Annotated in this window: 20 protein-coding genes; 8 read left to right on the top strand and 12 right to left on the bottom strand. The window is 69.4% G+C overall.

Annotation, left to right across the window (positions count from 1 at the left end; translation table 11 throughout):
* Positions 1-80 precede the first annotated feature (80 nt).
* The 4 genes from ACWIGI_RS37880 to ACWIGI_RS37865 all read right to left on the bottom strand — a co-directional run bounded on the left by ACWIGI_RS37880 (position 81) and on the right by ACWIGI_RS37865 (position 3,792).
* Complete coding sequence (locus ACWIGI_RS37880) at positions 81-1,601, bottom strand: PucR family transcriptional regulator (RefSeq protein WP_454208419.1); 1,521 nt, start codon at positions 1,599-1,601, stop codon at positions 81-83.
* A 389-nt stretch (positions 1,602-1,990) separates the two neighbouring features.
* On the bottom strand, positions 1,991-2,404 hold the full coding sequence (locus ACWIGI_RS37875; RefSeq protein ID WP_454208418.1) for a nitroreductase family deazaflavin-dependent oxidoreductase: 414 nt from the start codon (positions 2,402-2,404) through the stop codon (positions 1,991-1,993).
* Between the two features lie 66 nt (positions 2,405-2,470).
* Complete coding sequence (locus ACWIGI_RS37870) at positions 2,471-2,905, bottom strand: T6SS immunity protein Tdi1 domain-containing protein (protein WP_454208417.1); 435 nt, start codon at positions 2,903-2,905, stop codon at positions 2,471-2,473.
* Positions 2,906-2,949: 44 nt separating this feature from the next.
* Positions 2,950-3,792, bottom strand: coding sequence for an SGNH/GDSL hydrolase family protein (locus ACWIGI_RS37865; protein ID WP_454208416.1), 843 nt, complete (start codon positions 3,790-3,792; stop codon positions 2,950-2,952).
* Positions 3,793-4,154: 362 nt separating this feature from the next.
* Between ACWIGI_RS37865 and ACWIGI_RS37860 the strand changes: the two genes are divergently transcribed.
* The 6 genes from ACWIGI_RS37860 (at position 4,155) to ACWIGI_RS37835 (ending at position 13,745) form a co-directional block, all read left to right on the top strand.
* Positions 4,155-5,294 (top strand): ROK family protein, encoded by a 1,140-nt coding sequence (locus ACWIGI_RS37860; protein WP_454208415.1) that lies wholly within the window; start codon positions 4,155-4,157, stop codon positions 5,292-5,294.
* Positions 5,295-5,459: 165 nt separating this feature from the next.
* Entirely contained in the window at positions 5,460-6,503 is a 1,044-nt protein-coding gene (locus ACWIGI_RS37855; protein ID WP_454208414.1) for an ABC transporter substrate-binding protein, read from the top strand.
* Positions 6,500-7,348, top strand: a complete 849-nt coding sequence (locus ACWIGI_RS37850; RefSeq protein WP_454208412.1) for an ABC transporter permease — start codon at positions 6,500-6,502, stop codon at positions 7,346-7,348. Before ACWIGI_RS37855 ends, ACWIGI_RS37850 begins: the two co-directional genes overlap by 4 nt.
* Entirely contained in the window at positions 7,324-8,046 is a 723-nt protein-coding gene (locus tag ACWIGI_RS37845; RefSeq protein ID WP_454208411.1) for an ABC transporter ATP-binding protein, read from the top strand. Before ACWIGI_RS37850 ends, ACWIGI_RS37845 begins: the two co-directional genes overlap by 25 nt.
* A gap of 10 nt (positions 8,047-8,056) precedes the next feature.
* Positions 8,057-9,412 carry an LLM class flavin-dependent oxidoreductase gene (locus tag ACWIGI_RS37840; protein WP_454208410.1) on the top strand — a complete coding sequence of 452 codons (1,356 nt, stop codon included), beginning with the start codon at positions 8,057-8,059 and terminating at the stop codon, positions 9,410-9,412.
* A gap of 352 nt (positions 9,413-9,764) precedes the next feature.
* Positions 9,765-13,745 carry an ABC transporter ATP-binding protein gene (locus ACWIGI_RS37835; protein ID WP_454208409.1) on the top strand — a complete coding sequence of 1,327 codons (3,981 nt, stop codon included), beginning with the start codon at positions 9,765-9,767 and terminating at the stop codon, positions 13,743-13,745.
* Positions 13,746-13,807: 62 nt separating this feature from the next.
* Here ACWIGI_RS37835 and ACWIGI_RS37830 read toward each other — a convergent pair whose 3' ends face one another.
* Positions 13,808-14,542: a dienelactone hydrolase family protein gene (locus ACWIGI_RS37830; RefSeq protein WP_454208408.1), complete on the bottom strand. Its 735-nt coding sequence runs from the start codon at positions 14,540-14,542 to the stop codon at positions 13,808-13,810.
* Positions 14,543-14,795: 253 nt separating this feature from the next.
* Positions 14,796-15,830, bottom strand: a complete 1,035-nt coding sequence (locus ACWIGI_RS37825) for a DUF6670 family protein (RefSeq protein WP_454208407.1) — start codon at positions 15,828-15,830, stop codon at positions 14,796-14,798.
* A 151-nt stretch (positions 15,831-15,981) separates the two neighbouring features.
* Between ACWIGI_RS37825 and ACWIGI_RS37820 the strand changes: the two genes are divergently transcribed.
* Together ACWIGI_RS37820 and ACWIGI_RS37815 are read left to right on the top strand one after the other, a co-directional pair.
* Complete coding sequence (locus ACWIGI_RS37820) at positions 15,982-16,737, top strand: hypothetical protein (protein ID WP_454208406.1); 756 nt, start codon at positions 15,982-15,984, stop codon at positions 16,735-16,737.
* Between the two features lie 153 nt (positions 16,738-16,890).
* Positions 16,891-17,304 carry a hypothetical protein gene (locus ACWIGI_RS37815; RefSeq protein ID WP_454208405.1) on the top strand — a complete coding sequence of 138 codons (414 nt, stop codon included), beginning with the start codon at positions 16,891-16,893 and terminating at the stop codon, positions 17,302-17,304.
* Here the strand turns inward: ACWIGI_RS37815 and ACWIGI_RS37810 are convergent.
* The 6 genes from ACWIGI_RS37810 to ACWIGI_RS37785 form a co-directional block, all read right to left on the bottom strand.
* Positions 17,235-17,942, bottom strand: a complete 708-nt coding sequence (locus tag ACWIGI_RS37810) for an HAD-IA family hydrolase (protein ID WP_454208404.1) — start codon at positions 17,940-17,942, stop codon at positions 17,235-17,237. The two genes, ACWIGI_RS37815 and ACWIGI_RS37810, sit on opposite strands and share 70 nt — an antisense overlap.
* Before the next feature lie 75 nt (positions 17,943-18,017).
* Positions 18,018-18,611 carry an NAD-dependent epimerase/dehydratase family protein gene (locus ACWIGI_RS37805; protein WP_454208403.1) on the bottom strand — a complete coding sequence of 198 codons (594 nt, stop codon included), beginning with the start codon at positions 18,609-18,611 and terminating at the stop codon, positions 18,018-18,020.
* 24 nt (positions 18,612-18,635) lie between these two features.
* Positions 18,636-19,448: an ankyrin repeat domain-containing protein gene (locus ACWIGI_RS37800; protein WP_454208401.1), complete on the bottom strand. Its 813-nt coding sequence runs from the start codon at positions 19,446-19,448 to the stop codon at positions 18,636-18,638.
* A 174-nt stretch (positions 19,449-19,622) separates the two neighbouring features.
* On the bottom strand, positions 19,623-24,104 hold the full coding sequence (locus tag ACWIGI_RS37795) for a hypothetical protein (RefSeq protein ID WP_454208400.1): 4,482 nt from the start codon (positions 24,102-24,104) through the stop codon (positions 19,623-19,625).
* Between the two features lie 444 nt (positions 24,105-24,548).
* A complete protein-coding gene (locus tag ACWIGI_RS37790; protein WP_454208399.1) occupies positions 24,549-24,914 on the bottom strand; it encodes a hypothetical protein in 366 nt (121 codons plus the stop codon).
* Positions 24,915-25,042: 128 nt separating this feature from the next.
* A complete protein-coding gene (locus ACWIGI_RS37785) occupies positions 25,043-26,002 on the bottom strand; it encodes an RDD family protein (protein ID WP_454208398.1) in 960 nt (319 codons plus the stop codon).
* Positions 26,003-26,365: the final 363 nt, after the last annotated feature.

The raw sequence follows: 26,365 nt of genomic DNA, 5'->3' as shown, positions 1-26,365 counted from the left end.
GCAGCAGCCGACACCGCGACGCCGCGAGGATCGGGATCCCGCGGCGAGGGCAGGGCGGGAAAAGGAACCCCCCACACGGGTCAGGGTTTTCCGCGCGCGAGCAACGCCAGCAGCAGCTCGGCGCGGACGCGGGCGCTGTCCAGGTTGCAGCCCAGCACGTCGGCGGCGGTCGCGATCCGCTTGCGCAGGGTGTGGCGGTGTACGCCGAGGTCGGCGGCGGCCGACTCCCAGTGGCCGTTGGCCTCGAGGTAGGCGCGCAGGGACTCGACCAGATCGGTGCCGTGGCTGGTGTCGTGGTCGGCGAGCGGGGCCAGGACCGTGCGCGCCATCGTGTCCAGGACGCGGCGGGTGGCGTCGAAGGACAGCAGGGAGCGGCCGGTCAGGGTGCCGAACTCGGCGGGGGCGCCGCCGCGTTCGGCGGCCGAGGCGGCCAGTTCGGCGGCTTCGGCGGCGGCGACCAGTTCGTCCAGGGGATGTTCGCCACTGAGTCCGTAGCGCACGGTGCTGCCGGGGGCCAGGTCGGCGGCCAACTCCCGGGCGAAGGCGACCGCGGCGACACCGGGGAGCGCGAGCAGCACGCGGCGGCGGCGCACGTGCAGGAACAGCGGGTGCCCGCCGCGCACGGCCATGGTCTCCGCGGTGGCGCGCACGTCCTCGACGGACTCGGCGGAGTCGCAGTCGGCGGCGAGCACGCGGATGCGCCCGGCGGCGTCGGCGGCCTGGGCCAGCTGGGTCCAGGCGGGAGTGAGATCGGTTTCGGTGCTCAGGAGCAGGCCGAGCACGGTGCTGTTGAGGCGGTGCTGGGCCTCCCACAGGCGGGCCGGCTTCTCGAATGCCAGGGACAGCAGCGAATTGGCGTGGCCGAGCAGGATCTGTTCGGCGGGGCCCAGCGGTCCGGGGCCGACGACGACCAGATCGCCGTGCGCGCGGCCGCCGACGCCGATGCGCTGATGGGTCACGCCGCTGCTCGTGCGCTCGGGGCGGGTGTCGGGCGGGGCGACCGACTCCGTGGCCAGGGCCTCGCGCACGGTCTCGAGCAGGGCGTCGTCGGGTGCGTCGGGGTGCGCGGCGGTCACGCGCCCGGCCGAGTCCAGGACCAGCACGGTGGCGCGCAGGGAGGTGGCGAGTTCGCGCACGATCGCGCGGGCGCCCGAACGCACCAGGGCCCGGGTCATGCGCGGCTGGGCCCGGGCGGCGCGCTGCACGGCGTCGGCCTGCAGTTGCGCGGCGCGGTCGGCGACGCGTTTGACGATGACGGCGAACGGGGTCGGCAGCGGAACCTCGAACAGCGGCAGGCCGACGTCGTCGGCGGCGGCCACCAGATCCGCCGGCACTTCCGGATGCGAGACGCCGATCCCGAAACCGATTGCGGCAACGCCTTTTCGGTGCAGGCCGCGCAGGTAGTCCGCGCGGGCGGCGGGCGCGTGCGGCAGGCGCGTGCCGGTGGTGAGCACCAGTTCGCCGCCGGAGAGCCAGCGGAAGGGATCTTCGAGTTCGGTGGTGATGACCAGGTCGATCGTGCGTGCGAGCCCCGCCGCACCGCCGCGAAGCGGTATCGACAGATCGGGTTGCGCGAGGATCCAACTGACCGGAACCGACACCTTGTGGAGTGTACAAAACGGTGATGGCGCGCCGACCTGATCGACGATCCGGCGCAGTCGGGCCGGAGTGTCACGCCCCGCGAACGCGGGTTCACGGCCGAAGGAAGCACCGCTCGAGCGGCGAGAAGACATGGCTGGAAGATCAGTGAGAAGGGGGCTGCCGGGAGGGCGGCGAGTCGCGCCGGTTTACATGTAACCGTCGGTTACACATACTTCGATTCCCGGGGAAAGAGTGGGAAGAGTGCCCGACGCGGGCGATTCGTTTCCACAGCATACTCCCATCGGCTCCACCCTCGGCAACCCACCCCCGCACCGGCAAACACGCCCCGGCTCGCCGACGCCCGCACTCGCACCGACACGGTTCACGAGCGCGGGTCCGGCGGTCCAGGTCAGGCGGTTTCGCGGTACACCGCCACCACCGGGATGTCGCGGGCGGTCTTCAGCTTGTAGTCCGCGAACTGGGGCATGATCTCGACCATGCGGGCGTAGAGCTCGTCACTTTCCGGCGGCGCGACGAATTCGGCCTTCGCGGAATAGGTTTCGGTGCCCACCTCGACGGTGAGCCGCTGGTCGGCGCGGAGGTTGTGATACCAGGCGGGGTTCTTGTCGGCGCCGCCGTTGGAGGCGATGAGGATGATGCGGTCGCCGTCGGGCACGTAGACGAGCGGGTTGGTGATCGCACGCCCGGACTTCGCGCCGGTGGTCGTGATCAGCACCAGGTTCGTGCGGCCCTCGAAGGGGCCGCCCACCTTGCCGCCGTTGGCGCGGAACTCGTCGATCACGGTGTCGTCGAAGGTGCTCATGCCCGTCCTCTCGCAGTGTCTCGTGGCAGCAACCAGCACCGCGGCCCGGAAAATTCCGGGGAAGGGCTATTCGAAGCCGTGCGCCTGGGCGACCAGGTCGAAGAACACCCAGACCCCGCCCCGGTCATAGGATTCGGGGTCCTCGGAGCCGCCGAGGAAGGGGTACGGGGTGGCGATGTACACCTCGTTCTCGGCGAGCGGGCCCAGACGCTTGCGAATGGCGGCTACGTGACCGGGCTGCAGCACATAGGTGATGAAGTCCGGGTCGAAGAGCACCCGATCCACGAAAGCGCCGATGTCGGAATGGATTCCGAGCGCCTTGGCCCCGGCGCTGTACGGGTCTAGCACCGCGTATTCCCCCGTGCGGGTGCTCATGAGGAACGCGTGCCCGAGATCGGAGTAGCCGACCACCCGGTCGTACCGGGGAAAGTGGTCGGCCCACCCCGGCATCACCTGTTCGAACGGGTGGGGGCCGACCAATTTGAAGGGCACACTAGTCACTGAGCCCATCCAACCAGAGCCCGGTGGACCTCCCGACGGCGGCGTCACCGGCCGAGGGCGGCCAGCACCAGGTCGGCCACGGCGGCGGCGCCGCGCGGATTCGGGTGCAGGGGGATAGTCGTCGCACTGCTGATCAGCGGCTCGACCCAGCGTTGCGGTCCGGGGCGGCAGCCATCGTGGCCGGTGACGGCATTGGCGTCGACGGTCAGGGCGCCGATCGCCGCGGCCTCTTCGAGCAGCACCGTGGAAATGTGCCGGAGGGTGCGGTAGATGTACGGGACGTCGCCGCGCGCGACGCCGGTGCCGTAGCCGCAGTCGGCGGTGGCCGGCGGCAGCACCGACGGATAGTTCACCGCGACGATGATCGCTTCCGGCGCGCGCTCGCGCACGGCGGCCAGGGCGCCCGCGATCGCGGGCCGCGCCTCGTTCTCCACGCGCGCGGCCAGGGTGTCCACGCCGGCGCCGGTGAACTGCCGCTCGCACGGGTTGCCGACGGGAGTGACGGGCGTTTCCAGCAGGGACACCGCCAGGCACGGGCCCAGCGTTCCGAGCAGGTCGAGATCGTTCCAGCCCATGGTCACCGTGACCAGGTCGGTGTCCGCGGTGAGCCCGTCGAACTGTTTGATCGTCAACTCGCGCGCGACCGCCCCGCTGCAGGTGTTGTCCACGAAGACCGCGGGCCCGAGCGCGGCGACGAGGCGATTGGGATAGCTCTGGCGCGACCGCAGGCACAGGGGTGGTCCGTAGACGTCGGTGACATCGGCGGTCGCGGCGTACGAATCACCCAGCGCCACATATTTTCCCAGCGGCGGCGTGCCCCGCGCGGGTGCGGCCGCGAACAGCGCGGCACCGACAACGACAGCCAGAACCAAGGAAAGCTTGCGCATCTCGATCTCAGCATTCTCGTGACCGACGGAATTCCATTGTCATGCAGTACATCTGCCAATAGATTCATTCGACAGATCCGTGACGATACCGAATAATCTCTTGCCGCTAGCGGGTCGACTGTGTCGAACCGGACTCCCTCGGATAACCGTTCTTCCGCCATCGGGTCCGGCGCCCGGTCATAGTCGCATCGCACGAGATCGAGTCGAAATCAGGCGACGGCGTGTGCGCGACACACCGCCGATCGCGCGCACTCGGGAATCACTCCGAGAACGGCCGCTCGGAATCACGTCGAGTGCAACGGTTCCGCCCCGTCGAATTCACACCGACCATGGGGGCTTCGGTCGACCGGAGGTGCGTTCGGATGGTGACGACAGGGGGCACGAGTGCGGGGGCGGTACTGCGGGCGGTGCTGGAGGGCGGCACGGTGCCGCGCAGCGCCGTCGCGAAGGTGGCGGGGCTGTCACCGGCGACGGTGACCATGCAGGTGCGGGCGCTGGTGGAGGCCGGGCTGCTGATCGAGCAGGCCGAGACCGCGAGTCCGGCGGGGATGGGGCGGCCGCATTCGCCGCTGGCGTTGCACACCGCGGGCAATGTCGTGATCGGGGTGCACATCGCGGCCGAACAGGTCACGGTGACCGTGCTCGACATCGCGGGGGCGGTGCGGCTCTCGCATCGCATCCCGCATCCGGGGCTGGGTCCCGGGGAGATACTGGCCGGGGCCGCGGCCGAGGTCCGGCGGCTGCTGGGCGAGTTGAGCGAGCGGGTGATCGGGCTCGGGGTCGCGATCGGCGGCTGGGTGGACAGCTCCGCGGGGTCGGTCATCGATCACGGCTTCCTGCGGTGGCGCAATGTGGCTGTGCGCCAGTACTTCTCGGATCACACCGGCCTACCGGTGAGCCTGGACAGTCACACCAGGTCGCTGCTGCACGCTGAGCAGTTGTTCGGCAAGGTGCGCCACGCCTCGGCGACGGTGGCGCTGTTCGCGGGCAACGTCATCGACGTGGCGTTCGCCGTGCACGGGCGGGTGCACTACGGGCCGCGCTCGGCGGCGGGCGCGATCACCCGGCTCGCAGGCGGGGAGGTGGCCGAGGCGCTGACCGAGTGCACCGATCGCGCGCTGGTGGCGCGGGGGCAGCGGGAGGGCTTGGCGGTCAAGACGATTCCCGATCTCATCGTCGCGGCCGGGCGGCACGAGGTGGCCCGCGAGCTGTTCGCCGGACGGGCCCGCGTGCTCGGGCGCGCGGTGGCGGTCCTGGTGGATCTGCTGGATCCGGACGCGGTGGTGATCGTCGATCCGGCGCTGGTGCGGGTGCCCGGGGTGCGCGCGGCCTATCTGGATACCGTGCGGCGTTTCTCCTCGTGTGAGCGACCGGAGGAGATCGTCACCGAGTCCTCGTTCCTGGGCCGGGTATTGGAGATGGCGGCGGGAGCGGTGGTGCTGCAGCGCCTCTACAGCGATCCGCTGGCCGTCGTCGCGGTGCCCGCGGCGGCCGCCCTTTGATTCCGAGTAATTTTAAGTCGAACGAATGTTGCTCGAGCACAGCGTCTTCCAGGACAGTCTCAGCATGGAAATGCACGCACCCGCCGATCGATTCGAATTCCTCGATTGTCGATGCCGCCCGAATTTCCGAGAAACCTTCAGGCGATTTCAATCAGGGAGAACACAGTGCGAAAATCCATTCGCAGAATAGGTTTGGCGGCGACCGCCGCGGTCCTGCTCGCCAGTGGTTGCGCCACCGATGAGACCGGCGACACCGCGCTGACCGCCGCCCTGCCGACCCAGGTGCCGCCGAACACCGAACTCTCGATCTCGATCAACACCACCCGCATCGCGCTGCAGGCCTCCGGACAGCTCGGCTCGCTGCCGTTCACGGTGTCGGACTGGCCCGCGGTCTCGGCCGGACCCGATGTGATCCAGGCCTTCCGGGGCGGTTCGGTGGACGTGGCCAGCAACGCGGGCATCCCGCCGATTCACGCGCGGGCCACCGGCGTCGACGCCAAGATCGTCGGCGTCAAGGTGCGCACGACCCCGGCATACAAGCTGGCCACCGCGCCGAAGTCGGGCATCGCCTCGATTCAGGACCTGCGCGGTAAGAAGATCGGCTTCTCGCCCGGGCAAGCCCAGGGCGTGGTCGTGCTGCGTACGCTGCAGGCCGCCGGGCTCACGCCCAAGGACGTGCAGCTGGTGGAACTGAACAGCCCCCAGTTCCTGACCGCGCTGCAGGGCGATCAGATCGATGTGGCCCCGCTGTTCGAGCCGCAGCTCACCAAATACATCAACCAGTACGGCGATCAGGGCGCGAAGGCGGTCGTCACTCCCGCTGTGGACGCGCTGACCGTGCTGTGGGCCCCGACCGCGGTGCTGCAGGATTCCTCGAAACTCGCCGCTGTCACCGAATTCGTGAAGATCTGGGCACGCGCGGATATCTGGGCCTGGGAACATCCCGAAGAATGGGCCGACGCGTATTACGTGAAGGACCAGAAGGTTTCGCCGGAAGAAGCCAAGCGCATCATCGGCAACACCGAACGCCCGTATTACCCGGCGAATTGGGACGACGCCATCAAGTGGGAGCAGGAAACGGTCGACCTGGTCACCGGCTCCGGCTATTTCGGTAAGAGTTTCGACGCCGCGACGCTGTTCGACCGGCGCTTCGAGGGGCTCGCCACCGACGCCGTCCCGGCCACCTACCGGGAGAAGGTGCAGTCATGACGATCGCCATTCCGCGGCTGTCCGTCGCGACCGCCCCGGTCACCGACGGCTTCGTCGATCGGCGCCGGCTGCGCCGGCTCGGGCTGCGCAAGGCCGTTCCCTTCGCGCGGCTGTTCGGTGTGGTGCTGCTGATCGGCGCGTGGGCCGCCGGGTCGCACTTCGAACTACTCGACGAGCGCAAGCTTTCCGCGCCGTGGACCGTGGTGACCACGGGCTGGGAGCTGTTCCTGGACGGCTCGCTGGCGGAGAACGTCTCGGCGTCGCTGAGCCGGGCGTTGCTCGGCCTGGGCATCGGCGTGGTCGTCGGAACAGCCCTGGCCCTGGTCGCCGGGTTGTCCCGCTTCGGGGAATCGCTGGTGGACGGGCCGTTGCAGCTCAAGCGCGCGGTGCCGACGCTGGGGCTGATTCCGCTGATGATCCTGTGGCTGGGCATCGGCGAATCGTTCAAGATCGTGCTGATCACCTTCGGTGTCATCGTGGCCATGTACATCCAGACGCACGCCTCGCTCACCACCATCGACAAGCGGTTCGTGGAATTGGCCGAGGTGCAGGGTGTTTCGCGCACCGAGTTCATCTCCCGCGTGGTGATCCCGGGCTCGCTGCCCGGCTTCTTCCTGGGGCTGCGGCTCTCGGTCACCGGTGCGTGGCTTTCGCTCATCGTCGTCGAATCCGTCAATGCCACCGACGGATTGGGCAAAATGATGTACAGCGCGCAGAACTACGGGCAGGCCGATGTCATCCTGGTCGGCCTGGTCATCTACGGCGTATTCGGACTCATCTCCGACGCGGCCATCCGTCTGCTCGAGCGCAAGGTGCTGTCATGGCGTCAGACCATCGCGAACTAGGCGTCCAGACCAGGGATCTGAAGCGATCCTTCGGTGACCGGACGATTCTGGACGACATCACGCTGACCATCCCGCCGGGCCAGTTCGTGGCCCTGCTCGGGCGCAGCGGTTCGGGCAAGAGCACGCTGCTGCGCGCGCTGGCCGGGCTCGATCACGATGTGATCGGTTCGGGCTCGCTGCGGGTGCCCGCGAAAACCTCGGTGGTGTTCCAGGATTCACGATTGCTGCCCTGGCAGCGGGTGCTGCCGAACGTGCTGTTCGGGCAGCCGCGTTCCAAGCGCGCCGACGCCACCGCGCTGCTGGCCGAGGTCGGTTTGGCGGGGCGGGAGCGGGCTTGGCCGAACGAGCTCTCCGGCGGCGAGCAGCAGCGCGTGGCGCTGGCGCGGGCGCTGGTCGGCGACCCGGCCCTGCTGCTGGCCGACGAGCCCTTCGGCGCGCTCGACGCCCTGACCCGCATTCGGATGCACGAGCTGCTGCGCGATCTGGTGCGGCGGCACACCCCGGCGGTCCTGCTGGTCACCCACGACGTCGACGAGGCGATCGCGCTCGCCGAACGCGTCCTGGTGCTGGACGCGGGCCGCCTGACCATCGACCTGCCCATCGAACTGCCCGGCGAACGCGATCCCGGTGATCCGGAATTCCAGCGCATCCGCCGCACGCTGCTGACCGCGCTGGGCGTCGTCCCGGCCGGTGTCTGAAAGGACCCCCATGTCGAAACAGTTGCACCTCAACGCGTTCCTGATGTCCACCGGCCACCACGAGGCGTCGTGGCGGCTGCCGGAATCGGACCCGTACTCGAACACCAAGATCGAGCACTACGTGCACCTGGCCCAGATCGCCGAGCGCGGCAAACTGGACTCCATCTTCTTCGCCGACAGCCCCGTGCTGTTCGGTGACACCGGCCGCCGGCCCAGCGGCAAGCTCGAGCCGACCGTGCTGCTGACCGCCATCGCCGTGCAGACCTCGCGCATCGGGCTCATCGCCACCGCCTCCACCAGTTACAACGATCCGTTCAACCTGGCGCGGCGCTTCGCCTCGGTCGACTGGGTGTCCAACGGGCGGGTCGGCTGGAACATCGTCACCACCGCCGGGGCGGACGCGGCCCGCAACTTCGGGCTCGACGACGTGCCGGACCACAAGCTGCGCTACGAGAAGGCGGCGGAGTTCGTCGAGGTCGCGACCAAGCTGTGGGACAGCTGGGCCGATGACGCGGTGCTGGCCGACAAGGAGTCGGGGGTGCACACCGATTCGGCCAAGGTGCGGGCCATCGACCACGAGGGCCGGTTCTTCAAGGTCGCCGGACCGCTGAACCTGCCGCGGTCGCCGCAGGGGTATCCCGTTCTGGTGCAGGCGGGTTCGTCGGAGAACGGCAAGGAGTTCGCGGCCCGCTACGCCGAGGCCGTGTTCACCGCGCAGCAGACCCTCGAGGACGGGCTGGAGTTCTACCGCGACGTCAAGCGCCGGGCGGTGGCGTTCGGTCGCGATCCCGAGTCGATCAAGATCCTGCCCGGCATCGTGCCCGTCATCGGCGACACCGAGGAGCACGCCCGCGAACTCGACGCCGAGCTCGAGCGGCTCATCTCGCCCGAATACGCCAAGCGGCAGCTGGCCAAGGTGTGGGGGATCCCGGTGGAGGACCTCGACCTGGACAGCCAACTGCCCGACGATCTGCCGTCCGAGGACGAGATCCAGGGCGCCAAGAGCCGGTTCACGCTGATCGTGAATCTCGCCCGGCGCGAGAACCTCACGCTGCGCCAGCTCATCGGGCGGCTCGGCGGCGGGCGCGGGCACAAGACCTTCGCCGGCACCGCGGTGCAGGTCGCGGACGTCATCGAGGAGTGGTTCACGCGCGGGGCCGCCGACGGGTTCAACATCATGCCCGCCGTGCTGCCCTCGGGGCTGGACCGCTTCGTCGAGGAGGTCGTGCCGATCCTGCAGCAGCGCGGGCTGTTCCGCACCGAGTACAGCGAGTCGACGCTGCGCGGACACTACGGGCTGGATCGACCGGAGAACCAGTACGATCTCGCGCCGCCGGTCGCCGAACCGCTCGCGGTCGCCGGATGAGTTCGGACTCCGACTGTTTCGACACCGCGGTCTCCGTTTCGGAGGCCGCGGCTTCGGCGTTTCCGGGGACGGGGAGTTCCGGGGCGCTGGAACGATGTCCGGTCGAGTTGATCGGTGGCGACGGTGCGCGGCCGCCGGAGCTGAGGGATGTGCCCGGGCGGCGGCTGGGGTCCGATGTGCGGTTCCCGCGCGGTGGGTGGCGTGCCGGCGAGGTCGTGGGAGGTGCCGCCGGTTTCGGGGGCGGGCCGCGGGCGGGGCCGAAAGCCGAAGGCACACGGGGCGAGTACGTCGGGCCGGGTGGCTCGGTTTCGGATAGCAGCACCTTCTCGGGTGCGAAAGTTGGTGAGTTGGTGTGACGAAGACAGCTGTCGGAGAACCGGGTTCGGGGGCCGGTGACGCGGAGGCGATCAGGAGTTCCGGGGCAGGGATAGCGGCGGCGAGCGTACTGCCCGAGGTCGTCGCGGACTCCGCGAGAGTGAGCGGCGAGCGGATGCGGAGCGACTCGCACCTGGACGAGCCCGACCCGGGCGCGGGCGGGACGGACACCGGAACGGGGTGGATTCGGTATCTGCTGCGGCGGTGCGGTGCGCATCGGCGCACCGTGGTCGCCACCGTCGTGGGTGCGGTGCTGGCCGCGATCGCCACGGCCGCACTGCCGTTGATCGTGCGGCACGTGGTCGACACGCTCACCGTGGGTGCGGCCTCGGTGCTGCCGTGGGCGCTACTGCTGCTCGCGGTGGGGGTCGGGCGGTTCATCGCCAGTTACGCGCGGCGAACCGGGTCCTCGCGGTTGTCGCTGGACGTGCAGCACGATCTGCGCCGGGATCTGTTCGCGGCGCTGCTGCGGCTCAACGGGCGGCAGCGCTCGGGGCTGTACACCGGGCAGGTGGTCAGCCGGGCGATCACCGACGTGACGCTGATTCAGATGTTCCTGCAGCTGGTTCCGATGGTCGGCGGCAACGCGGTGCTGCTGGCGGTCTCGCTGACCCTGATGGCGACCATGTCCCCGGCGCTGACCGCCATTGCCCTGCTGGTGATTCCGGCGCTGTGGTTCATCACCCGGCGTAGTCAGCGCGAGTTGTTCCCCGCCAACTGGGACGCGCAGGCGCGGGCGGCCGAGGTCGCCATGCGCGTGGAGGCCGCGGTGACCGGCGTTCGTGTGGTGAAGGGGTTCGGTCAGGAGTCGCACGAGCTGGCGGGGCTGGCGGCGTCGGCGCGGGATCTGTACCGGTCGCGGCTGCGGATCACGCGGATTACGAGCCGGTATGTCCCTGCGCTGCAGACGATTCCGGCGGTGGGACAGGCGCTGGTGCTCATCGTGGGCGGATTGCTGGCGCTGGGGCAGTCGATCACGCTGGGCACGTTCCTGGCGTTCATGACCTATCTCGGTTCGTTCGTGCACCCGATTCGCATGTTCTCGATGCTGCTCACCGTGAGCCAGCAGGGTCGGGCGTCGCTGGACCGCGTGCGCGAGGTGATCGAGACGCCGGTCGCGGCCGAATCCGCGGGGGCAGCACCCGGTGCCGGAACGGCAGCGAGTCGCACGGCGAAGGCGCACGTCGAGGACAGGGGCGCACCGGTCGATTCCGAACACGTGCATCGGATCGAGTTCCGGGGCGTGCGTTTCGCGTTCGAGGACCAGCCGCCGGTGCTCGACGGGCTGGATCTGGTGGTCGAACCTGGGGAGACGGTCGCCATCGCCGGCACCGCGGGATCGGGCAAGTCGGTGCTGGTGCAGCTGCTGCCCCGCCTGTTCGATCCGGACGCGGGCCGGATTCTGCTGGACGACACCGATATTCGCGAGATCCCGGATCTGCGGGCGCGGGTCGCCATGGTGTTCGAGGATCCCTCGCTCATGGCCGACACCGTGCGCGCCAACGTCGCCTACGGTGTGCCGGACGCGACGGACGAGCAGGTCTGGCACGCGCTGCGCCTGGCCGCGGCCGAGGAGTTCGTCGCGGCCCTGCCCGAGGGCCTCGACACCATGATCGGCGAACGCGGGCAACGGCTTTCGGGTGGACAGCGCCAGCGCCTGGCGCTGGCGCGCGCCCTGGTCACCGATGCGCCGATCCTGGTGCTCGACGATGCGACCTCGGCCATCGACGCGCAGGTGGAGGAGCAGATCTTCGCGCGGATCGCGGCCGAGGTGCGGCGGCGCACCACCATCGTGGTGGCCCACCGCATGTCGACCCTGGCGCTGGCCGATCGCGTCGCGGTGCTGGACGGCGGGCGGATCGCCGAACTCGGCACGCTGCCCGAGCTGCAGCGGTCCGGTGAGCTCTTCCGGGCCCTGTTCACCCCGCCCGATCCGGTCGGCATCGGCGACGATCTCGACGGCGCCGAGCGCGGCGCTGCCACCGCGGGCCTGTGGGCGCACACCGAAGCCGACGGGGACGAATCGCGCACCCTGGAGCAGATGGCGAAGGCGTTCTCCCAGCGGGCCGCAGGCGCGCCGGGGCCCATGGGCGCGAACGCCGGCGGCGGGATCGTGTCGAGTGCGCCGCCCAGCGGCGACGTGCGGGCGCTGATCGACCGGTTGCCGCCGGTGACCGGGGAACCCGAAGTACCCGAACACTTCTCCCACACCCCGGACACGGCGTTCGATCTGCGCGGGCTGCTCCGGCCGTTCGCGCTGCCGCTGCTGGCAGGGCTCGGGCTGGTGGCCCTGGACGCGCTCGCGCAGATCCTGATCCCGTTCCTGGTGCGCTACGGCATCGACCACGGCGTGCTCGCCGGCGCGCGCGACGTGCTGCTGATCGCGGCGGCGCTCGCGCTGCTGGTGGTCGCGGTCGACTGGGCGATCACCGTCGCGCAGGTGCGGGTGACCGGGCGAGCGGGCGAGCGGCTGCTGTACGGGCTGCGGGTGAAGGTGTTCGCGCAGTTGCAGCGCCTCGGATTGCAGTTCTACGAACGAGAACTGTCCGGCCGCATCATGACTCGCATGATCACCGACGTGGACGGGCTCTCCACGTTCCTGCAGACCGGGCTCGCGGTCGCCCTGACCAGCTCGCTCACCATCGCCGGGGTGCTGGTGGCGCTGGTGATCATCGATCCGGGGCTGGCGCTGGTGATCGTGCCGCTGTTGCCGGTGCTGGTGGCGGCGACCGTCTGGTTCCGGCGGGCCTCGGTGCCCGCGTACAACCTGGCGCGTGAACAGGTCAGCGCGGCGAACGCCTACCTGCAGGAGAACGTCGACACGATCGCCGTCACCCAGGCCTATCGCCGCGAGGCGGTCAACCAGCGCGAATTCGAGCGTCGCTCCTGGGGTTACCGGCAGGCTCGGCTGCACAGCCAGACGTTGATGGCGATCTTCTTCCCGTTCGTGGAGATCATGTCGGTGATCGCGACCGTGGCGGTGCTGGCGGTCGGTGTGCACCAGGTGCGCGACGACGCGATCACCGCGGGCACGCTCATCGCGTTCCTGCTGTACATCGATCTGCTCTTCGCGCCGATTCAGCAGCTGTCGCAGGTGTTCGACAGCTACCAGCAGGCGGTGGTGGGCGTGGAGCGGCTGGCCGTGCTCATGCGCGAGCCCATCGCCACCCCCGATGCCGACGACGCGATCGCGGTGGAGCGGCTCGCGGGCGAGATCGAGTTCCGCGACGTGGGGTTCGCCTACGACCCCGCGGGCAAGCGGGTGCTGTCCGGTATCGATCTGCGGATCGAGCCGGGACAGAAGGTCGCGGTGGTCGGCGAGACCGGCGCCGGCAAGTCCACGCTGGTGAAACTGCTTGCGCGACTGTACGACACCAGCGCGGGGGCGGTGTTCGTCGACGGAGTAGACGTGCGCGACTACGGGCTGCGCGACTATCGCAAGCGCCTGGGCGTGGTGCCGCAGGAACCGTTCCTGTTCGGTGACACCGTGCACTCGGCCATCGCCTACGGCAAACCCGGCGCCACACCCGCCGACATCGAATGGGCGGCGCGGGCCGTCGGCGCGCACGAGATGATCGCCGCGCTCGAGCACGGGTACCGCCAGCCCATCGGCGCGCACGGCGCGAGCCTGTCCGCCGGTCAGCGGCAGCTACTGGCGCTGGCCCGGGCGCAACTCGTCGAACCCGACATCCTCATTCTCGACGAGGCGACCGCGTCGCTGGATTTGGCGACCGACGCCCGCGTTCGCGCGGCGGTGGATGTGCTGACCGCCGGGCGCACCACGGTGGTGGTGGCGCACCGGCTCGCCACGGCCGCCGACGCCGATGTGATCGTGGTCGTGGGTGAGGGCAGGCTGTTGCAGGTCGGGCGGCACGCGGAGTTGCTCGTGGAAGACGGGCCGTACCGGCGACTCTGGGCGGCGTACGTGGGGGAGGACGTCGGCACGCCCGCGCGGTAGGGGTGCGGGCCGACCGGCGGCGGGTCACTGCCCGCCGCCGGTCGCTCATCCGGACGGAATCGTCACTCTCGCAACAGGTGCCGGGCGAAGAAGGCGTTGCCCGACGGGCCCTCGAACGCCGGGACGCCGGTGTGCCCGCCCATGTTGGCGTGCAGGGTCTTCTGTTCGGAGCCGAAGGCGTCGAACAGATCCAGCGCGAGCTGCCGGTCGTTGCCCTCGTCGTCCCACTGCAGCAGCACCTGCAGCGGGATGCTGACCCGGGCGGCCTCCTCGAACATCGAGCGCGGCACGTAGCTGCCCGCGAACAGCACGGCGGCGGCGATGCGCGGTTCGACCAGCGCCAGGCGCATGCCGATCGCGATGACACCGCCGGAATAGCCGACCGGGCCGCGGATTTCGGGCCGGTCGAGAAGGACGTCGAGCAGGGCTCGCCATTCCGGGACGGCCTGGTCGACCAGGGGCAGGACCAGGCGGTCGACGATGCCGTCGGTCACCGGTCGTCCGGTGCTCAGTGCCGCGCGCAGGTCGGCGCGGGCGCGGTCGGCGGCGGCCGACCGCGGGCGGTCACCGGCCCCGGGCAGTTCGAGGGTGGCCGCGGCGTATCCGGCGGCGACCGTGTCCCGGGCCCGTCCCGCCAGTCGCGGGTACATCGCCCGCAGTCCGCCGGGGTGGCCGATGAGGATCAACGGCCTCGGTTCGGAATCGTTGTCGGGAGTCCACAGGATGCCGGGGATCTCGCCGAGGGTGAACTCACGCTCGATGACGCCATCGAGCCGGTTCTCGGAAATGAAGTGCATGGTCGTGCCTTTCGGGAGTGCGTGGCGCTCCCGGACGACCTATCGCCCGACCATGACTCCGGAGGGGAGCACCCATGTCGATACTGCGTTCACGGGTATCACCTCCTTGGTCCGGTTCACGGTCGGGGGGAAGGGTAGCAATGGCTGGTAATCGGAGGCAAAAGGTTTTCGGGACGAATTTTCGTGCACAATCGCGCTGCTCGCGGCGGGTTCCTGCCACGAGGGAGTGGATCGCGCACGAAAATTCGCACTCTCACCTTCTGTCGATGTACTCCATATACGCGGTCCCCGCGATAGGAGCCCCCCGGAAGCTCCCCACGTAGTCGTAACTGCCCACGAACCCCGCCCCCAGCCCGTAGCTGTAGTCGTGGTTGGCCGCGCCCGCGATGGAGATCAGCACCTCGCCGCGGTCGTCCAGGACTCGCCAGCGCAGGTGCTCGGGCAGGCGCATGGTCGTGCCGGTCGGCGTGGGCTGATCCAGGTGCCGGTCGACCGTGAACTCGAAGCCGCGGGTGTGGACGGTCCCGTGGTCGTCGAGCCCGCGCACGTACACCCGGCGCTGGATCGGCAGACCCGCCGGCCCCAGCACCTGCACGAGCAGCACCTGGGTCCGTTCGTCGATGTTGAGCACGTGGTAGGTGAAGAACGGCACCGGCAGGGTGGCTCGGGTGCCCGGGAGAACGCTGTGCACGCCGACGCCGGTGGCGTATTCGACCGTGCACAGGGTGTCGATCGGGACGGCGCCGTGCCGGTCGGTGATGCTGCCGCGAGCGCGGGCGAGCACGCTCCAGTGGTCGTACAGACCCGGGACGTGGGCGAAATGCGACACCACGTCCGTGGCGTCGATCTCGAGGTCGACCTCGATCTCGGGATGGCGGCGGCGCAGGGCGAACTTCGGGTATTCACCCTCGATGACGAGCTCGTCGCCGAACTTCAAACGTGTTCCGTCGGAACGGAACTCACAGTCGCGGTCGATCTCGCGCACCAGAAACTGCCCGCCGGTCATCGATCCGGTCGCCGAACTCAGGTAGACGGTGTCGGCCGGGGTGGAGGTGATGGCGTGGTCGTTGGCGAAGATCGCCACACCCGGCGTGCCGAGAATCGACATGACGCCGAAGAAACGGTGCGGTGCGGCGAGGCCGGGGACCATGACGCCGTAGTGCGCCCAGTTGCGCCGGCGTCCGCTCGGCGGGGACATCGGCGTGGCCGGGTCGAACGGGCGGGCGTTGCGCCGCCGGGTTCGGTTGATCACGCCGATGGCCCGCTCGATGCCGGTCACCCTGTCCATGCCCACCTCCACAGTTTCTGTTACTGACAGTACCGTTTACTGTCGGCGTGGAGTCAATCGGCCGGCAGCGCGGCGGGCTTGGCCTCGGGACGCGGGGACGGCACGAATATTCGATCGCCGACACCGGACTCGGCGGGCAGCATCTCCTCCCATGCGGGAAATCGAACATTCCGGTCATTACATCTACACCTCGGGCCGGTTCATCCACGCGGATCTGGAATTCGAGTGGGATGCCCGGGGCGGTATCACGCCGGCCGAATGCGCCAGGGAGGCCGCGAGGTTGACGGTGGCCGGGATCGGCGAGCTGTGCCGGGATTTCTTCCGGCCCTTGGACTTCGGGCTCCTCCGGCGCGTCACCGAGGACTCGGACGGGCTCTGGTTCGAGACCGACAGTCATCCGGAGCCTGGTTACTGGGAACCGGAATCGGTTCGGGAGCACGGTGATTCGGAAATTGTCGACACGGTCGATGAGGCGACCATGCTGTCGGTGGTCGACGCCCTGTTCGACGCGCCGTGCGAGCTGAACGAGGGCGAGTGGGTGTCCTGGACGGGCATGCAGGTGCTCGACACCATGGCCTTGCTGCCGGAGTCGCTGGTCCCTCCCATCGGCGACCACGTCGTGGTGGATGACGCCGACAACCGCTTCCGGAATCGGAAGGTCCCGATCGAGCGCCGACCCGACGGTGTCTGGACGGGTCCCCGCGATTCGACGTTCGGCCCGCCGTTTCAACTGCGCGCGTACCCCGACTTCGGCTCGTCCGACAACGATCGGCACTACCTGTCGGTTGGCCTGCTGATCTACGTCAATTGGTCGATATGGAGAAATCGGGACGCCCCCGGCCGGGCGATGCTCGATCGCGGGCTGGACCGGCTGCGCCGCGGCGGCTGGCAGGTTCGCGAGGACTAGCACCGGTCGTGCGCGGGTGTCAGGGCCCTGTCAGCGGGGGTGTCAGCGCGCGGTCAGTGGGCTGTCAGCGCGGGGCGCGAAGGTTCTTCTCGTAAGCGGTTCGGCACACAGGAGATACGCCGAACCGAACGAGACGAGTCGAAGGACGACATCATGACCATCACCGCCACCCTCACCGACCAGGACAAGGCCACCATCCGGACCGCCGCGTTCGGGGCCGTCGCGCTCATCGCCGCCGCCGACGGAAAAGGCAAGCCGCACAGGGCTTCCGTGCAGGGAAGCTACGCGCTGTACTCGGCGACCGGCCTGGTCGGGCACGTGCTCGCCGGGAAGACCAAGGATATCGAGTTGCCCGGCCGGACCGTCGCGGCGCTGGCCGATCAGATCCTGCCCGCGCTGAGTTCGGCCGTGGCCGTGCTCGAGCAGCTGGATGCGGCCGAGGCCGAGAACTTCCGGGCGACCGTGCTGGTCGCCGTGGACGCCGCGCTCGGGGTGCATCACGGAACGCCCAGCCCGGCGGTGGTCGCGATGGCCGGCAAGATCCGCGAGGCGCTGCGCGCGGCGTGAGAAAACGTCGGCGACGACGTTTCCGGGAGAGCGGGCAGCGGGCCGAGAGCATCGCGGAGATCCGCGATCGTGCGAAAGTGGACGGCGGGCATACCGAGTTCGCGGGCCGCGGTGACGTTGGGCTCGGAGTCGTCTACGAACAGGCAGCGGTGCAGGGGGACACCGACTCTCTCGCTCGCGATCCGATACACGCGAGGGTCGGGTTTGATGAAACCGATTCGAGCGGTGTTGATCAGGGCATCCGCCACGTCGTGCAGGCCCTGGCGGGCGAGGTCCCGTTCCAGGCGCGTGGTTCCGTTGGAGACGAGCGCGATCGGCACGAGGACGCGGGCGGCGCGCAGGAGGGTCACGGCCTCGGCATCCACCTCGGGTTCGAGTCGCGACCACGTGGCGACGGCCGCACGAGCCCGTTCGGCCGAGCCGCAGACTTCCGCGACGGCGGTGGCGGTGGCCGCCCGCCAGTGCTCGTCGGTGACTTCGCCGGTGATCGCCGGGACCAGCCGCTCGGGTGCGAACGCAATCGCGGCGAGTGTGCCTGGCGCAAGCCGGTTTTCGTGCTCGATATCGTCGGCCGGGGGCCAGATCCGAAGCACTCCGTCGATATCGCAGAGCACCGCATCGTAGGCACGCGCGCTCATCGGGCTCCTCGCTCCTGCCCTCGGTGGTATCGATTCATGATCATCACACGGACGGGGTGCGGCCGCGAACCACAGCTAGGGGGAGGTCGTCCGGTCGGTGATCTCGTAGCTGCCGGACGGGAGTTCGAGGGAGCGTGCCGTGCGGACAGCGGCTTCCGACAACGCGATTCGTGGGTCCGGGGGCACGGTGTCGGGGTAATAGGTTGCGGGGCCGTGGAACTGGCCGTAGCGCATCACCACCCCGCCCGCCGCCAGGACGGCGGACTCCAGGAACTCCTTGGCGGCCTGGCCCTCGCCCATCATCTCCCACGCGACGCTCTGGGCGATGAAGCGGGACGCGCCCGCGGCGCGGGCGGCGGACAGCAGGTTCGCGGTCCCTTCGTGGCGGATGCGGGCGTTGGCGGCGCGGCCGGCGGGGAGATCGGCGGCGCTGTCGGGCAGGTCGGTGAGCTGGTGCATGACCAGGTCGGGGGCGTACGCGACGACCGCCGCGGTCAACGCCGGCGCGTCGAAGGCATCGCACACCACGGGGGTCGCGCCGGCGGCGGCGAGCGGGCCGGCCTTGGCGGGGGACCGGGTCATGCCCGCGACCTCGTGACCCGCGGCCACCAGGAGCGGCACCAGATGGGTGCCCAGGACGCCGCTGGCGCCCGCCAGAAAGATCCGCATAGTTATCGAGGCTAAGGGATTGCGTCAGTGGGGGTTCACGAGGGCCGCGATGTCGTCGAAGCCGCGGCGAACGGCGTGGTCGAAAGCGGTGCGGCCGTTGGCGTCCCGGATCGTGAGGTCGGCGTCGTTGTCCACCAGCACCTGGACGATGTCGCGGTAGCGGGGGCCGCCGTCGCCGTAGTAGACGGCCTCCAGGAGCGCGGTCCAGCCCAGGTCGTTGACGTGATCGATGTCGATGTCGGTCTGCCGGAGCACCTCCCGCACGTAGTTCAGATGGCCCTTCTCGGCGGCGGGGATCAGCGCGTTACCGCCGAAACGGTTGGGCAGCGTGAGGTCGGGGTGCGCGGGGAGCAGGGCCTCCATCATGGGGACGCTGCCGGTGACGCCGGTGTTGACCCACGGGGTTTCGCCGCGGGCGTCGCGGGCGTCGGGGTCGGCGCCGAATTCCAGGAGGACGCGGGCGACCGGGAGGTCGTCGGACAGGACCGCGAGCATCAGCGGGGTCCGGCCCGCGGTGTCGCGGGTGTCGACCTGAGCGCCGTCGGTGAGGGCGGCGCGGACCGCGGCGGGGTCGCCTGACACTGTCGCGGACAACAGGGCTCGGTTCTGGGCGACGGGGATGTCGATCGGGGCGGGCGCGGATTCGGGGGCAACCCGGCCCGGTTCATTCGCGGGGGCATTTGATTCGCGCGACTGCGTGGCGGCTTCGCTTGGTACGGAGCGGTTCTCGGTAACCCCTGCGCCGGGATCGGCCGCGCAGGCGCCCAGCACGATGGCGCCGGACAGCACGGCGATGGCGAGGCGAAGTTCGCGCGAGCGCCGGCGCCCTGCGCTCATATCCGCTGCTTGATCGCCCGAGGGAGGGTTCATGACCTCCATACTGCGAGTCCGGTCGCGACTGCGAATCGGCGCGGCGGCTGCGATACCCGAGCGGATCGGCTGACAGCCGGGTCAGCCGATCGGCTGACCCAGTGAACCGCGCACTGCCGGCGGTCCGGACCGGCGGGCGCCCTACCTGTCGCGGAATGCCCAAGCGTCGGCGAACATTTCGTGCAGGGGGCGCGGCGGCAGGATCACGTCGTAGGGGCCGAGGATCTCCTCGTAGCCGACTTCGATGAGGTAACGGGGCAGTTTCGCCGACTCCAGCGGCAGGTGGGGTTTGGTCAGCTTGTCGGCCCAGCCGCCGGGGATGAACGCCGTGCGTCCGGCGCGGGAACGGCGGTCTTCGACGATCAGGCCCCCGGCGAGGAGTTCGGCCTGAGCCTGCTTGTGGCGGGCTGTCGTCCAGTCGTTCCAGCGGCGGATGTTGCGATCGGTGGGGCGGGCCAGGGTGAGCAATTGCAGCAGGAGCGTGGCGGCATCCTCGCCCGTTCCGGTCTGCGCGCGGACGTGTTCGACCAGGTCGGGCACGCTCTGACGCGGATCGGCCTCGTAGTGCCCGGGAGCTACCGGGGTCGTGGCGGCGCGGTCGATGATCACCTTGAGGCCGGAGATCATCGCGAGTTCGCGGCGGATCGCGTCCGCGAGTTTCGTGTAGCCGTGGGTCGCGCAGGTCGCGAGCGTGTGGTCGACCCGCTCGGGGTCCAGCAGCGCGGCCGTCCGCAGTATCGGCTGCACGAGCCGGATCGCGCCGTCGACGATGAGCAGTCCGTCGTCGTAGACGGTGCTGCCAACCGGGGCCGAGGCATAGCGCTCCGGTCCGAAATGCGCTGCGGTGAGCATGAAATAGCCGGGGCAGACCCGGGTATCCGGTGCGCGCAGTCCCGCTCGAATCCGTTCGAACAGCTCGGTGGCTCCACGGCAGGCGGGGTCGTGGACCGGACGCTCGGTCAGCGCCCAGACCGCCGCTGTCGCCACGCTTCGGAAGCGGTTCGAACGGGCCAGGATCATCGGGCGGGAGCGCGGCGCACCGAGCAACACGTCATCTCGCGCGGCATCCGGGCTGTCCGGATGTGCAAGGGCCCGAGCGTAGTACGACGACAGACCGGTGGCCGCCTCCAGTTCGGCGGTGAGATCCTCCGGCACCCGAGGTCGCGTGCCCAGCAGCTCTGTCCACACCGCGGCCATCCGCTCCGCGGCGGCCAGGTCGCCCGCCTTGCTCCACAATTCGGCGGGATCATCGGGCATACCCGCGGCCACCAGCCTCAGGCAGCCCTCGAATCCGAGCTGACGGGTGTATTCCTCGTACTGCTCGGCAACCTCGGAATTCGCACCGTACGGCTTGGTCCGGACCAGTTTGGTATGCGCGGCGCCCATGGTCGCGAATCCGCCGCCGAGGTGGGCACGACGGGGCATGCCGTCCAGCACCAGTCGAGCGACGGGCTCACGAACGCCGGTGCGCTCGACGAACAACCGGACGGCGGGCATGCCAGGGGTGCGAACACCGTTGCGCGCGAGCAGATCCAGGACAGTGGTCAGGTAGGCGGCATCGTTCCGGGTGACCGTGACGGTTCGGACGTCGGTGGCATCGAGCGGAATCGCGGCGTCCGCGGGCTGGAGGAAGCCCTTGCCCACCGCGACAGTACGGTTGCCCGAGACCGCCGGGGCCGTCCCCAGCCGCCAGGCACCGGGTTGGGCGAAAGGCTGTGCGGCCCACTCGGTCAGCAACGCGATCAGCGCCGCGCGGTCGGCGTCCGGGGTGCGGGCGTTGAGTGCGCGCCAGGCCACCGCATCGATGTTTCCGAGCAGGGGAGTCCAGTCCTGCGGTGGAGCGGGCGGGCTCATGCGGCGGACGGTGTCGTCGATCTGCCCGGCCAGGAAACGGCCGTCCGCGACGATGGCGGTGAGGGTCGCGGGCGCCACCGCGGGGTACGAGCGCGAGTCGTGATCGAGTAGCCCGAGCAGGGCGGGCAGCAGCTCGGAGTCGGGTACCGGTGTCCGGGGTGCGGCGAGCGCACCGGCTCGGACCGATGCCACGCGTGCGGAAATGATCTCCCGCTTGCGCACCAGCCGCGTGGCTCGATCGGCGAACTCCCGTATCGACTCGGCGAGAACGGGATCGGTGACCGCGGACGGCGATATGCCGGCCAGCAGCGCAAGCACCGTCGCCACGTCGATGGTCCGCAGCGCCCGGGAACCGGCCGGATCGCGCGGGATGAGGAAATGCCAGAAGGCCGGGGGCGGGAACATCGGCAGCCGTGCCAGGTCGCCGGTGACCTGCGATCGCCAGGTGGGGAACGAACGGACCTCCCACAGCGGCGACTCGGCGTCGTAGCCGCGCATCAGGCCGAGAACATTCGACCCGACGCGGGTCATGACCAGTTCGGCGCCGCCCTCGGGCATGCGGACCAGGCCCCACGGGTCACCCAGTTTCGGCCCACCCGCGAACTCTGCCCGGCGGGCGTCGATGCCCTCCACTACAAAATCCGCGGGGTAGCCGCGCCGGTCGTTCCTGGTGATGCGATATCCGCTCTGCCCGGCCACCGCGCCCAGCGGCGAGTCGGTCACCCCCGCGGGCAACCGTGCGTACGACAGCAGATCCCACGCCGGGACCCTGCCGCGCGGCAGCGGCTTCTCGGTGTGGAAGTCCGGTAGCTGCGCCGACTCACCCCGGTTGCCGGTCGCCTGGTCGATCTCGGCCCAACCGCCTGATCCGGCGCGGAGACCGTTCGAACTCCATACCCGCACACCGTCACTCATCTGACCGTCGCAGTCACCGACGCCGTAGCGGTCGCCGGGCCGCAGCAGGTGGGTGCCATCGAGCCGGCCGTTCGGGGTGGCGAACCTGTAGCCCAAATCGCCGCTGCACCCGTTCCCGAGGGGAGCGAAGTCGCACACGGTGTCCGGGGTGAATCGCTCCTCGGGCGCATTGGCCCAGAACGCTTCCTGCACGCGCAGCGCCGGTGCGAAACGGATCGGCGGCACCGGTTTCGGGATTTCGCCGTAGCCGATCAAGAACTCGCCACCGGCGTAGAACACCGCGTGCCCTCCGACGTCCGGGGGCAGGGTGAACGTGGTGTCGGCGATCTTCCCGTGCGGGTCTATCACCACCGCGCGGTCGTCGCCGTACACGGTGAGCATCGGCCAGGTGGCGGTCACGCCCCGCACCACGCCCACTTCGGCGATCGCGGTATCCAGCGCGGGCCAGCACAATTCGTGCGGGATTCCCGCACGCAGGGTCCACAGGAGGGGATCGACGCCGTCGAGACTTTCCAGTGCCTGCTCGATACCGTCGAGCGCCCGAATGGTCGGCTGATCCAGCAGCTTGTCGAGTTCGTCGATCGCGGCTTCGGCGTCGAGCAGGCTGTTGCCCGCCACGCGATCCATCACCGCGACGATGCGGGCATGCACCTCGCGTTCGATGCCGGGGTTCTCCGGCAGTCGGCCGATCGCGGTGCTGGTGGTCCGCGCATCGGCGTGCACGACGCGTTCGAGTCTGCGGCCCAGGACCGGGTGGGCCGCGAGTGCGCGCAGGTCACGGCGCGAAGCCGGGCCCCAGAATTGCATCTGGACCTTGTCCGCGCCCGCGATGCCGACACCGTGGGCGAGCAGCAGATCGGCCAGGTCGGCATCCAGGTAGGCGAACCAGCGGCCCGACGACAAATCCACCGGCACACCGGCTTCGGCCAGTCTCGGCCCGATCCGCTCGACCACGTCGAAGAGTTCGGCGGGCATCTGCTGGATGGTCACACCGCCGTAGCGCGCCTTGGTACAGCAGTACATGTGGAAGAAGCGGCTCACCCAGCCCGCCAATCCGCGCGTGGGCGTGAGGGTTCCGGCGGCCATGACCTCGACCGCGCCGGCGGCGTCGAGCATGCGCAGCAGCGCGGCACCGGTGGAGGCGGTCTCGGGGAACAATTCCACCAGCGGCGCGGGGTCGGAGGGCCGCACTCGCGCGAACACCTTCGCCGCGCCGTCGAGCAGGCCGTCGGACACCTTGGCAGAGGTGCACGCCGCGAGCACCGCCGTCAGGACGCGGGAGTCCTCCCCGTATCCGAGGCCGGCGTCCTCGGCCGAGGCTCGTACCCGGCGCGGGATGTCGGCGCCCAGTGCCGCCCCACCCTGGGCCAGCGCCACGAGCAGGGCCGTGAAGTCCCGATGTGCCTCGTGCGCCGACCCGACGTTGGCCAGCCAGCGCTGATGGGCCGCGATCTCAACCGCCGGAAGCGCACCGGCACGGGCGAAGATCAGCGCGTTCGCGCGATGGAAGTCCACGTGCACGGGCAGCAAATGCGCGCGCTCGGCGGCCCGCGCACGACCGTAGGCGGTTGCGGCGGCCCTGCGAAATCGCTTCCCCCACCAGAAGCTACCTGTGTGCGCACTCAGCCAGTGCCCCACCGTGTCCCAGAACCAGGGCCGATGCGCTTCGGGCAGGCGCTCGGCCTCCCGCGCCAGCGCGTCCACGACCGCCCCCGGTTTGTCGGTGCCGTGCACAGTGCCCCGGGCCTCTTCGCTGAGCCTTTCGGCGGCGTCGGCGACGCCGGGATCGAACTGCCGAACCCACTCGGCGTACGACGTGGAATTCTCCGGATCCGACGGCACCAAGTTCGACATGGCCGCATTGTGCCAAAGGGCAACGACACCCAGGTCGCCCAGCGGTGTGGGCGAGCACCGGACCCATCCTCGCTGGGCGGGCCGAGGCTGAAGTGAGGCCGAATTCAAGGAAGAGGACGCAGCGCCGACGTCAGAAGAACGCTCGAAACTCGACAACTGGCGGGGCCGCGGTGCTGAACAGACCCACGAAGGATGCTGTAGCACAGCATCCGCGAGCGGCCTTACCCGCTGACCCCAGCCTCCACCAGTGCCGGCAACCGGGAATCGCGCTCTCCGGCAACGCGCGAACAGCAGCGCGCCAGCGCCAGGTCGGTCCTTCCCATGGAGAACACCGAAGCACTTGGCACAGAAAGCCGAGACAGCCGCGCTCAGTGCAGGATCCGGGCTGCCGACACTCGACCGCATCTGGGTGCGACAGCGTGACATTGCCGCACCCAGATGCACTCAGCAGTTCGGGTTGTTCATGATCTTGATCTGGGTGACTGTCTTGTACAGCAGCGTCGCGTAGTTCGGGGTGATGCACTGGGTCGAGCCGTCGGAGAACTTCAGCAGCGCACCGTCGTCGTTCCTGGTGTTGACCACGCGGAGGGCGCCACGACTGTTCGGGCCGAGGGTCTGCCAGTAGCCCATGTCCTGATACATCGCCGTGGGGTGGTTGGTCGCGACGTCGTTGCCGGTCTTGTAGAAGCACACGTACGGGTAGTTGCAGCCGAACTTGCTGTCGGCCGAAGCCTGCGTGGCGGCCGGTCCCGCGATCACGCCCAGGCCCGCGACCAGCAGGGCGGCGGTGGCGGCGAATCTCTTCATCATCGTTAGCGCTCTCTATTTCTCCAACAGCCGAGCGAATGCTCGGTGCTGCCGAGAATCATTATGCTGCAGCATAATTGGCTCAACCCCATGGAAATGGGGGCTGGCCGAGCGTCCGCCGATCCGGGGACTCACGGACGGTGGTCGCCGCCATCGCGGCGTTTGGTGTAGGCGTTCTTGACATCGGCGCTGAACCGTTTGGCCGCACGCTGGGCCTGTTGGCCACGTTCGGACGCGAGCGCCTGGCGCGCCGACTCCCCGGTGTGGCGGGCGACATCGCGGCCGCGCTGTCGTATCTGGGTCGCCCGGTCGGAATCGAGCAGGTGCTGGAGGCGATCGCTGTCTGCGAGTTGACTCGCTTGTTCCCGGACCGCGCGGGTCGTGGACTGGGCGGTTCCCAATCCGTTTCGCGCGGTGCTGATTCCACGCCGCACCGTGGCGTTGTCGCGTGCCGCGTCCCAGGACCGTTGATACCGGCCCGCGCGGATCACCACCGTGCCCGCCAGTCTGTCGATCAGCGTCCGGCGGCCGGCGCCAGCCAGGAAGACGGCGTTCACGGTCAGGACGCCCACCGCGACCAGCCAGAGCACGAAGGAGAGGGCGAACTCGCCGGCGAGCAGGGCGATGCAGGCGATCGAGTAGATCCCGACGTCGGTCATCGTGCTCCCGAACGCTCGCGCCACCGCCGGCCAGGTGCCGAGGCCGCTGTCGGGGCGGAGCCTCGGGGCCACCCGCACATCAGCGAGCATCTTGCCCACCGTGCAGCCCTTCCACGCCAGGCTCACGAACCGATAGGCGAAGGTGACCACGATCAAGGCGACGAACGCCTGGATGACGAAGATCAGGACCTGCCGGACGACATCGGTCCCGAACTGCTTTCCGGCGCCGCCCCAATCACCGCGCGAGCCGAGCACATCGCGTACGCCGGTCTGCGTGAGTTCCGGCCAGCTCGACAGGTAATCGGTGGTTCGGTAGTGCGTAACCCAGGCGAGCAACGCCGCCACACCCAGGATGAGCGCGAAGTCGGCGATCCAGCCGGCCAACTGCCGAGCGAACGGTGCTGCGAGGGGAGTGGCCGGGGCACTGGTCATCGTCGTACGCATCTCTATCCGGAATCCGATGCGCCGACTGCCCGTCGGCGCATCACGTGCGCGACAATTGTTGTCCTCGACGCGTATTCGATTCCGCCTATCGCACTGCGTCCGGTCATTTACGGCGTATGTTTCCGAATCCGGGAGTTCGCGCGCGATTGATACCGAAAGACTTCCAGAACCCTGCCGTCCAGCATGTTCCGAAAACCGGCACGCGTTGCCGACGGACGCGGGCAATCGACATGGTTCAGAAGATCGGACAGAAAAGGGCCCCAATTTCTCTGCTTTACAGAGAAATTGGGGCCCTGCTGTGTCGAGAGGGGGACTTGAACCCCCACGTCCCTAAGGACACTAGCACCTCAA

It is taken from the genome of Nocardia sp. NPDC055321 (assembly GCF_053645575.1).
Note: the sequence above shows the minus strand (reverse complement) of the source record. Positions and strands in the feature narration are given on the sequence as shown.